Raw genomic sequence first — 7,326 nt, 5'->3', positions numbered from 1 at the left:
GGGCAGCACGGCGGCAGCGAGGCAGCGGCAGCGGCTGCCGCCGCCTCGTCCGTTCGAGGCGAAGTCCTTTCGGGTGTATTTCGCGATACATGCATGAAAACCATCCCCGCCGGCTGGCGCGCCCTGCTGCCGATGTTCGGCATACGCCCGGCTGACCTGCGACGGCACTGCCTGATAATCCTTCTGGCCAGCCTGGCCAGCGCATTACGGGTGCTCGCGATGGCCGCTTACCGGCCCGCGTTTGAATTTGCCGGCGACTCCTACGCCTATCTCCAGCTCGCCCGGCACCTCACGCCGGATTCGGTCCGGCCCGCGGGTTACCCGGCCATGCTGCGCGCGTTGGCCGGGACCGGCGAACTGTGGGTGGTACCCGCCGTTCAACACGCCCTCGGTGTGACGCTCGGGCTTGTCCTCTACGCGCTTCTCACGCACCGCGGTATCGCGCCTGGCGTCGCGGCACTCGCGGCGGCGCCGGTGCTCCTCGACGCCTACCAGGTGAACATCGAGCACTTCGTCATGGCGGAAACATTGTTCGACGTCCTGATGGTCGCCGGGGTCGTCGCCCTGTTGTGGGACCCGCAACCGTCGCCGTGGGCCTGCGGGCTCGCCGGCGGCACACTCGCGCTCGCCGCGCTCGTCCGCACAGTCGGTATCGCCCTCGGGCTCCTGGCGCTGCTCTACCTCGTCGCCCGACGGGTCGGATGGTCACGATCAGTTGCGTTCGCCGGGACGCTGGCCGTACCGCTGCTCGGGTACATGTTCTGGTTTCATACGACACACGGTTCCTACGCACTGACCGGTGGTGACACCTACTGGCTCTACGGCCGGGTCGCGCCCATCGCCGACTGCGCACGCCTCGATCTCACCCCGTCGACGAACCAGTTGTGCTCTCCCCACCCGCCGGGCGAGCGGCCCGGCCCGAACTACTACGTGTGGAACCACCACAGCCCCCGCTTCACCCTCGGCCTTCCCGAGACCGCGAAAAAGGCCGCCCTGGCTGACTTCGCCCACCAGGTCATCGAGCACCAGCCGGAGGACTACGCCCGGATGGTGCTCGGCGACGTGGCCCACTACTTCGCGCCCGGGCGGCGGACCGGCCCGCGTGACTGGCCTGTCGGTACCTGGCACTTCCCCGCTGGCCCGGTGCCCGCCTACTGGAACACCAGCGCGCCGCTCGTAACCTTCGACGGTGGCTGGGCCGCCCGTGGCGTGGCTCCGGCGCCGGCCGCGTTCCTGCGGGCCTACCAGCGCCACGTCTACACCCCCGGGCCCGCGCTGGGCGCGCTGGCCGTACTGGCCGTGCTCGGTGCCGCCGCCGGGGTCCCGCGTCGGTCCCGGGCATCGCGCAACGGGGAGCACGGCGAAACCGGGCGGATCCGAGCCGACTGCGCGCTGCTCATCACCGCGGGCATGGCCCTGCTGGTCATCCCGTCGGCAACCGTGTGTTTCGACTACCGCTACATGCTGCCCACGCTGCTGCTGTTCCCCCCGGCCGCCGCGTTCGGCTGGCATCAGGTCACCGCGGCCCGCGCCGCGGCCGAGCCGCCGCCGCTGCCGGGGAAAGGCGCGGGCTGGCCACCGGAACCTGCGACAGCCGGCAACAAAGACTTCTACGATCACGGTGTGAACAACCGGATATGCCCGACGCCGATCCTCCCGCTGGGCGCGCCCGCGGACGGCGGGACAGCATGAGCACACGACACGAAGTGACCGTCTCCGCGTCGGCCGAGCGCGACCTGGAACGGCTGCCGGACAGAACAGCGGGCGAGATCCGCCGATTCTTCCATGGGCCGCTGCGCAACGATCCCCGCAAGGCCGGGACGCCCCTGTCGGAGTCGCGCTCCACCATGTGGGAGGCGGCTGGTCCAGCCTGGCGGATCCTCTACCAGGTAGATGCCAATACCCTTACCGTACGTGTCATGGTCGTTGCCAAACGCGGCGATCAAAGCCGATCTAACGATCAGGGCCGACGTGCCTCCTAGCCCGGCAGCCGGCGGCACTCCCGCGACGGGAACGGCTCGCCCACGTTCGGCTCGGGCCACCGGTGCTGTCGGAGCTCGCCGCTCTCCTACGCCCCTGCTGGCAGCCGCGGTGGCCCGCACGGGCGCTCAGGAGACGTTGACCCCGAAGTCGAGGGCGATCCCCCGCAGGCCGGAGGCATAGCCCTGGCCAACCGCGCGGAACTTCCACTCGTTGGCGTAGCGGTAGAGCTCCCCGAAAATCATCGCCGTCTCGGTGGAGGCGTCCTCGGTGAGATCGTAACGGGCGATCTCCGTGCCGGCCGTCGAGTCGACCACCCGGATGAAGGCGTCCCGAACCTGGCCGAAGGTCTGCCGGCGCGACTCCGCATCGTAGATCGACACCGCGAAGACGACTTTGGACGCCTGCGGGGTGAGCGCGAACAGCTCGACGGTGATCTGCTCGTCATCGCCACCGCCGCCACCGACAAGGTTGTCACCCAGGTGCTTCACGGCCCCGTCGGGGCTCATCAGGTTGTTGAAAAAGACGAAGTACTGGTCGGACAGAACCTTGCCCAGGTTGTTGACGACAATCGCGCTCGCGTCAAGATCGTAGTCTGCGCCGGAGGTCTGGCGTACCTGCCAGCCCAGGCCAACGGTCACCGCCGTGAGGTTCGGAGCGACCTTGCTGAGCGACACATTGCCGCCCTTGGACAGCGACACCGATGCCATACGCGGAGCTTAACGCCTCTGTCACCTCCGCAGTGGCGCAAGGGCCATGATCCGGCAGCCGGGGACGTCGGCCCCGCGACGCCCCTCACCCGGCCGGGGCGGGACACTCCCGCACGTCCAGGGAACCTGTGGAGTCGGCATGCAAACCGTTGAGGTTGGTGACCGTGACGGTGAAGGACAACGGACCAGCGGTGGTCGATGGCCCGACCGGCCCGGACCAAGCGGACTGCTGCCCGGTCGCGCTGTCAAGATCGAGGGAGGTGGCCGTCGTCCGGCCATCCGGCAGCCGGGCGACCAGCCGTACACCGAAAACACCGGTCGAGTCGGTCGCCCGCACCGACACCGTCGACCGGGCCGGGCTGGACGCGGACGCGCATCCCAGCGGGTAGACGATCGAGGGGACCGCGGCGACCGAGTCGATGGCGGGCGGACCGGACACGGCCGCGGTCACCCGAATCGCCCCGCGGCTGTCGGCCGCTGCCCCACCGCCGCGGGCTGCGACCGCGACCGGGATATCCACCGTGCCAACCGGCGCGGCGGCACGGTCGAGGGAAAAAACAATTGTCGCGCGGCCACCCGCGACGACCGCGCCGGCCGAAGGGGCGATGGTGAGCCAGGCCGGGGCTGCCGCGAACCGGTAGTCGACGGCGGTAGTACCGATGTTGCGCAGTTCCACCGTGGCCGAGGAGTTCACCGAGCCGAAGCCGACCGTGCCGGGCGCGAACACCAGGCCCGCGACCGAGGCCGCGGTTGCCGTGGGAGAGATGATCCGGGCGCTGCCGTCGGCGGCGACCATCGGCAGCGGCATTGTCGCTCGTCCGGTGGGGCTGGGAGCGCCGCCGACGGCGGCCTCGTTCCCGCTGCCACGGCCCGTGTCGACGGGGGTGGGCGGCGTGGTCACGCCCCCGGCGACGGCGCCGGGGGCCCCGGTCACCGCGACGGCCGCGGGCTCATGCGGTGAGACCGCCTGCGCCCCGACCGGCCGGAAGCGCAGCCACGCACCCATCCCCACGACGATCAGCAACGCCGTGGCCGCGGCGACGATGCGCCCCCAACGGACAGGAAGGATCCGGCCCGATCTCCCCCAGGGTGATCGATGCCGTCCCCCCGTGCCACCGTCACGATCCGCGAACCGCGTCATCGAACTGAGCGTAGGTCGACGAAGGTTGCCTGCACAGGGGATCCGCCCGTCCGCGCGCCAAAGAAACGGTCCCAGTCCTCACCGGGCGCAGATCAACGGACCACCCTCGCACCGACGCAATCAGGTACGCAGCGAAATCACAACGAGCCTTCGGCGCCCGCCAGCCTCACCGAGGCGCACGCGCCACGCGCACCCAACATCCTCGCTGCTTACCCAGCGTGCTTACCCACTGTCCACCAGCGAGCGGCCGACCGGCGACGCCGCTGACGGCGGTCAGGCGGCCCGCCAGCCGCGGCAAAATTCGATCATGATGCATCTGGGCCGTGGAAATGACAACGTCGTAAACGCGTAGTCGCATGCGCGTGCCGTGAACGCGTAATCGCCTGTCGAAAGGAGCGGCCATGGCCGGAGCCCCGTTCACGATGGAGGTCGAGCTCGGCAAAATCCGCGAGTTCGCCCGCGCCACCAAGTCGTCCAACCCTGGCTATCTGACGGCCGACGTGCCGGTGTCGCCGGCGACCTTTCTGGCCACGGCCGCCTTCTGGACGGGACCCGAGAACGCCCCACCCATGGAGGAGATCGGCGATCCGGCCCGCATCCTGCACGGTGAACAGGAGTTTGTCTTCCACGGTGAGCCGCCGCGGGCCGGTACCCGCCTCGTCGGCCAGACCCGCATCGCCAACAGCTACGACAAGCGGGGCAAGCGCGGGGGAAGCATGCGGCTCGTCGAACTCGTCACCGAGTTCCGCACGCCCGAGGGCCGGCTCGTGGCCGAGTCGAAGACCACTGTCATCGTCACCAGCCAGGCACCGGCGGAAGGGCCCACGGCATCATGACGAACGCTACGACCATCAGGACCAATCCCACGACCTGGGACGAGCTCCAGCTCGGGGTGACCGCGGCACCCTTCACCGACGCGCCGCTCACCCGTACGGACTTTGTCCGCTACCAGGGCGCGTCCGGGGACATGAACCCGATCCATCACGACGAACAGTTCGCGCGGGCCGCGGGCTTCCCGACCGTTTTCGCGGTCGGGATGCTGCCGGCCGGCATCCTCGCGACCTATGCCACCGACTGGCTGGGCGCGGCGAACATCCGCCGGTTCCAGGTGCGGTTCGGGGAACAGGCATGGCCGGACGACGTCCTGACATACACCGGCCGCGTAGCTGGCCGGCGCGAGGAGAACGGCCGGCGTCTGGTCGACGTCGAGCTCACCGCGACCCGCCAGACCGGCGGTGTCCATCTCAGGGGCTCGGCGACCTTCATCGTCACGTAGGCATCTCCCACCGGCAGGCTGGTCGAGCTGGCGGGAAGGCGTCCCAGCGCTTCAATCGTCCAGCCGATTCAACGGTTTCAGTGGCCCGCGGACCCCATGGCGCGTGAGGATGCACCGGGATCCAACCAGCCTTGGGCGGTATCCCCGCCACCAGGCCAATCGATGATCAATAACAAACCAGCACGTCAAACACGTCCACAGCATCATGTGGAACAGCGGTACAGCACCATCCGACATTGGAGATAGATCATGACAGTGGAAGTGCGGGCATGACCGGGATCTGCGAGGGGCGCATCGTCGTCGTCACCGGGGCCGGCAACGGTATCGGCCGCGAGCACGCGAAGCTGTTCGCCCAGGAGGGCGCCAAGGTCGTCGTCAACGACCTCGGCGGCAGCCGGGACGGCTCGGGGGCCTCGGCCGGCCCCGCCCAGACCGTCGTCGACGAGATCAGGGCCGCCGGTGGGGAGGCCGTCGCCAACACCGACGACATCTCCAGCTGGGACGGCAGCAAGAACCTCATTCAGCAGGCCATAGACACCTTCGGCGGGCTGGACGTCGTCGTGAACAACGCCGGCATCCTGCGTGACCGGATGCTCGCGAACATGAGCGAGGCCGAGTGGGACGCGGTTATCAAGGTGCACCTGAAGGGCACCTTCGGACCGACCCGCCACGCCGCCGCCTATTGGCGTGACCGGGCCAAGGCCGGCCAGCCCAACGACGCGCGAATCATCAACACCACGTCACCGTCCGGCCTGTTCGGCAATGTTGGACAGTCCAATTACGGCGCGGCCAAAGCGGGTATCGCGGCCTTCACTGTGATCACCGCGCAGGAGCTGGGCCGCTACGGGGTGACCGTCAACGCGATCTCGCCGACCGCGCTGACCCGGCTGACCGAGGACCTGGCCTCCGTGCAGGCCATCAAGGATGCCTCCGGCGACGCCGATCCGCTGGCGCCGGAGAACATCTCCCCGACCGTGGTCTGGTTGGGGAGCACCGCTTCGAAGGACGTCACCGGCCGGGTGTTCGCGGTGTTCGGTGGCAACATCACCGTCGTCGAAAGCTGGGTCAACGGCCCGAGCGTCGACCGTCAGGGGCGCTGGTCGCCAGGAGAGCTGTCCGAGGTCATCCCGGACCTGGTCGCGAAGGCGGCGCCCGGGGCCGACATGACGGGCAACCGGCCCGTCCAGGGCTGAAAAGAGCGGGGCTGGGGCGCGCCGTCGCGATGCGGATGCGGATGCGGATGCGTGCCCCAGCCCCGCGACGCCACGCCCCTGTTGCCGGTCGGCAACAGGGGTGCCTGATGGCTGGTGGTCGATGCAGACCATGATCTAGAAAGGGGAGCGCAAGCGCGCCGTCGTCCGGGACGGCGCGCCGCGACCGGTTCCAGCACCTTCGACAGCAGCGTCCCGCCGACACAGGCACCGACGGCGGTCGTCGGGCCGAGTGGGCCGAGCGGGGAACAGCCGAAGAACTGGCCGAGGCCCACATTGCCCGGCCCTCGACCAGCGCATCCAGAGTCGTCTCGAACCTGTCGTCGGCGACGACCACGTCCCCGGCGGCCCGCGCTGCCGGAATGCCGCGTTTCCCAAGAGCGATCCCGACGTCAGCGAGGCCGGATCGCGGGCGCGTCGTTGGCCCCGTCACCGGTCATCGCGACCATCTTGCCGAGCCGCTGACACGACCGGATGACCCGCACCTTGTGCGCCGGTGTCCCGCGGGCCACCACCGACACCTCGGGCAGCACCGCGTCCAGCACATCGCCATCCAGCGCATCGATCTCCATACCGGTCATCACCCGGCCGCTGTCAAGCACCCCGAGTTCGGTGGCGATGCTCTCCGCCGTACTTGTGCGCCCAGCGCGATCCTGCCTCGTGTGAGCGTGCCGGTCTTGTCGAAACACAGCACGTCCACCCGGCCGAGAGGCTCGATGGTCCGCGGGTTTCGCACCAGTGCCCCGCGGGCGGACAGCCGTCGGGCCGCGGAGAGCTGGGCGGCCGTGGCGAGAAACGGCAGGCCCTCGGGCACCGCGGCAACGGCCAGCGCCACGCCAGCGCCCAGCGTGTCACGGATGGGCAGCCCACGGATGAGCCCGGACGCGAGCAGTGTCCCGGTCGCGCCGGCCACCGCCGGCGGCCACGGTGGTCCCCTCGTACACCAAGAAGCTCGGTGCTTAGTGGTCGCCGCCGGAAGTTGTTCGGGGGTGCCGGATGACAGACGGA

The 7,326-nt window shown here is 69.5% G+C and carries 7 protein-coding genes and 1 pseudogene; 5 read left to right on the top strand and 3 right to left on the bottom strand.

Annotated features, from left to right (window positions below):
• Positions 1-93: 93 nt before the first annotated feature.
• Together MJ785_RS14040 and MJ785_RS14035 are read left to right on the top strand one after the other, a co-directional pair.
• The gene (locus MJ785_RS14040) at positions 94-1,692 is read left to right on the top strand and encodes a hypothetical protein (protein ID WP_239381263.1); all 1,599 of its coding nucleotides are present in this window, start codon (positions 94-96) and stop codon (positions 1,690-1,692) included.
• Positions 1,689-1,982: a type II toxin-antitoxin system RelE/ParE family toxin gene (locus MJ785_RS14035; protein ID WP_239310805.1), complete on the top strand. Its 294-nt coding sequence runs from the start codon at positions 1,689-1,691 to the stop codon at positions 1,980-1,982. Before MJ785_RS14040 ends, MJ785_RS14035 begins: the two co-directional genes overlap by 4 nt.
• A gap of 126 nt (positions 1,983-2,108) precedes the next feature.
• Here MJ785_RS14035 and MJ785_RS14030 read toward each other — a convergent pair whose 3' ends face one another.
• Entirely contained in the window at positions 2,109-2,690 is a 582-nt protein-coding gene (locus MJ785_RS14030; protein WP_239310806.1) for a TerD family protein, read from the bottom strand.
• Between the two features lie 85 nt (positions 2,691-2,775).
• Complete coding sequence (locus MJ785_RS14025) at positions 2,776-3,831, bottom strand: hypothetical protein (protein WP_239381261.1); 1,056 nt, start codon at positions 3,829-3,831, stop codon at positions 2,776-2,778.
• Positions 3,832-4,232: 401 nt separating this feature from the next.
• Here MJ785_RS14025 and MJ785_RS14020 point away from each other — a divergent pair, with 401 nt between their 5' ends.
• The 3 genes from MJ785_RS14020 to MJ785_RS14010 all read left to right on the top strand — a co-directional run bounded on the left by MJ785_RS14020 (position 4,233) and on the right by MJ785_RS14010 (position 6,300).
• The gene (locus tag MJ785_RS14020; protein ID WP_239310808.1) at positions 4,233-4,667 is read left to right on the top strand and encodes a MaoC family dehydratase N-terminal domain-containing protein; all 435 of its coding nucleotides are present in this window, start codon (positions 4,233-4,235) and stop codon (positions 4,665-4,667) included.
• Positions 4,664-5,107, top strand: coding sequence for a MaoC/PaaZ C-terminal domain-containing protein (locus tag MJ785_RS14015; RefSeq protein WP_239310809.1), 444 nt, complete (start codon positions 4,664-4,666; stop codon positions 5,105-5,107). Before MJ785_RS14020 ends, MJ785_RS14015 begins: the two co-directional genes overlap by 4 nt.
• 269 nt (positions 5,108-5,376) lie before the next feature.
• Positions 5,377-6,300, top strand: a complete 924-nt coding sequence (locus MJ785_RS14010) for an SDR family oxidoreductase (RefSeq protein ID WP_239310810.1) — start codon at positions 5,377-5,379, stop codon at positions 6,298-6,300.
• A 283-nt stretch (positions 6,301-6,583) separates the two neighbouring features.
• On the opposite strand, the pseudogene MJ785_RS22305 reads toward MJ785_RS14010, so the two are convergent.
• Positions 6,584-7,326, bottom strand: a pseudogene (locus MJ785_RS22305) (HAD-IC family P-type ATPase); the annotation flags it as partial.

The sequence above is a fragment of the Protofrankia sp. CiT1 genome (assembly GCF_917627335.1).
Classification (GTDB): domain Bacteria; phylum Actinomycetota; class Actinomycetes; order Frankiales; family Frankiaceae; genus Protofrankia.
Note: the sequence above shows the minus strand (reverse complement) of the source record. Positions and strands in the feature narration are given on the sequence as shown.